Consider the following 2,830-nt stretch of genomic DNA (forward strand, 5'->3'; position numbering starts at 1 on the left):
GCCGTCACCGTGCTGCCGCTGCTCTACGTTCTCGCGGGATCGTTCGCCACCGAGTCCGAGATCGACTCGCGGCCGTTCTTCCTCTGGCCGCGAAACTTCGTCACGGACGCGTACGACTACATGTTCTCCACCGACGTCTTCATCCGCGCGCTGCTCACCACCGTCGGGGTGACGGCGGTCGGCACGCTGGTCCAGGTGATGCTGACGCTCACCATGGCCTACCCGCTTTCGAAGCGGAACCTGCCCGGCCGGACGCTGGCCCTCAACGTGGTCATCTTCACGCTGGTCTTCAGCGGCGGCATGATCCCGACCTACCTCGTGGTGCGGAACCTGGGGCTGCTCGACAGCTACTGGGCACTGATCCTGCCGTTGGCCATCAACCCGTTCTACCTGATGATCGTCAAGAGCTTCTTCCAGGAACTGCCGGAGGCGCTGGAGGAGGCGGCCCGGATCGACGGGTGCAACGAGCTCGCCGTCTTCTGGCGGATCGTGCTGCCGTTGTCCAAACCCATCATCGCGACGTTCTCGCTCTTCTACGCGACCGCGATCTGGAACGACTACATGTCGCCGCTGCTCTACATCAACGACGAAGCGAAGTGGACGCTGCAGGTGCTGGTGCGGCAGCTCACCGCGCCGAACGCCGACTCGGAGAACGTGTTGAGCCAGCTCGACTCGCCCACTTTCCCGCAACAAGGCCTGAAGTTCGCCGTCATCGTGCTCGCCACGGTGCCGATCCTGCTCGTCTACCCGTTCCTGCAGAAGCACTTCGCCAAGGGTGTCCTGATCGGATCGGTGAAGGAATGACTGGACCGTCCACAACCGCACGCCCAACCTCGGAGGTCACCAGCCGTGGAGCCCGTTTCGCGACGCCAGGTCTTGGCCGGCATGGCAGCCGCCCCACTCTCATCGTTCATCCCGAAGCACGAGTCCGCCCTTCCCGCTCCCGCGATGGTGCCGGCCGCCGGCGGTGTCACCGTGGTTCCTGAGGTGAAGCTGACCTGGCTGGAGGGCCGGCCCGGTGCGGCGGCCACATCGACGTGGGGCACACCGTGGCCCAAGGGTGCCGTCCCGGGCAACCAGACGTTCCAACTCGCCGCGCCGGACGGCAACGCCGTGCCCCTGCAGAGCTGGCCGCTCGCCTACTGGCCGGACGGGACGCTCAAGTGGAGTGCGCACGCCCTTGCCGCCGAGACCCCCGCGGAGTCGTACACGCTCTCCGCGGGGACTCCGGCCCGCCCGGCGGCACCGGTCGTGGTCGCCGATCGGCGCGGCTATGTCGACATCGACACCGGCGTGATCCGGGCTCGGATCCCCAAGCGCGGCGCTGAGCTGATCAGTCACATCTGGCGCGGGGACGTCGAGATCGCCCGCAAGGGAGTGCTCGTCAACCTCCGCCAGGAGCGCATCGAGGAGGACGAGGAGAAGGCGGCCCCGCGCGACCGGTTCGAGAGCGACATCCGGAAGGTCACGGTCGAACAGTCGGGACCGCTGCGCGCCGTGGTGCGGATCGAGGGCACGCACAAGAACAAGCGCGGCAAGTCCTGGTTGCCGTTCACCATCCGGCTCTCCTTCTACGCCGGCGCGGAGAGCATCCGGATGATGCACACGTTCGTGTACGACCGCGACGGATCCCGCGACTACATCGCCGGCCTCGGCGTGCGGTTCCGCGTGCCGATGCGGGACGCGGCCTACGACCGGCACGTCCGGTTCGTCGGCGAGGGCGACGGCATCCTCAGCGAGGCGGTCAAGGGCATCACGGGCCTGCGCCGGGATCCCGGCGCAGCCGTACGCGCCGCGCAGGTGGCGGGCACGAAGCTCCCCGACCCGGCGACCTGGGATCAGCGGGTCACCACCCGGCTGCAGTACGTCCCCGAGTGGGGCGACTACACGCTGAGCCAGCTGTCGTCCGAGGGTTTCACGGTGCGGAAGCGGACGAAGCAGGGCCGTGGCTGGGTTCCGGTCGATCAGGGCCGCCGGGCGTCGGGTCTCGCGTATGTCGGCGGCGTGAGCGGCGGATTCGCACTCGGGCTCAAGGACTTCTGGCAGCGGCATCCGACCCAGCTCGACATCCGCCGGGCCGGCACCGAGGAGGCCGAGGTCACGCTCTGGCTGTGGTCGCCGGAGGCCGAACCGATGGACATGCGGTTCTATCACGACGGCATGGGCCAGGACACCCATCCCGAGCAGCTCGAGGGCCTCAACATCACGTACGAGGACTACGAGCCCGCCTTCGGCACGCCGTACGGGATCTCTCGCACGAGCGAGCTCACCCTCTGGGCTCTGGCGGCCACGCCATCCGCGGAGCGGCTCGGCTCCCTGGCGGATCAGGTACGCACGCCGCCGCAGCTGATCAACCCGGTCCCGCACCTGGTCGCCAGCAAGGTCTTCGGCGGACTGTTCTCGCCCGTCGACCGGTCGCAGCCGGCCAAGGCCGCGATCGAGGACCACCTGGACTTCCTGTTCGGGTACTACCAGCGCCAGGTGGAACAGCGGCACTGGTACGGATTCTGGGACTACGGCGACATCATGCACACCTTCGACGAGGACCGCCTCGTGTGGCGGTACGACGTGGGTGGCTACGCCTGGGACAACTCGGAGCTCTCGCCGGACCTGTGGCTGTGGTACGCCTTCCTCCGCTCCGGTCGCGCCGACATCTTCCGCTTCGCCGAGGCGATGACCAGGCACACCGGCGAGGTGGACGTCTATCACCTCGGCAAGTGGGCCGGGCTCGGCACCCGTCATGGCGTGCAGCACTGGGCCGACAGCGCCAAACAGCAACGCATCAGCACGGCTGTCTACCGGCGGATCTACTACTACCTGACCGGTGACG

General features: G+C 67.9%; 2 protein-coding genes. Both read left to right on the forward strand.

What is annotated here, in order from left to right; translation table 11 throughout:
• Positions 1-804: carbohydrate ABC transporter permease (locus DMB66_RS57865; protein WP_148112918.1), on the forward strand; the 804-nt coding region annotated here is incomplete at its 5' end.
• Between the two features lie 81 nt (positions 805-885).
• On the forward strand, positions 886-2,830 hold a 1,945-nt coding region (locus tag DMB66_RS57870), incomplete at its 3' end, for a Tat pathway signal sequence domain protein (protein ID WP_125812469.1).

The sequence above is a fragment of the Actinoplanes sp. ATCC 53533 genome (assembly GCF_003947245.1).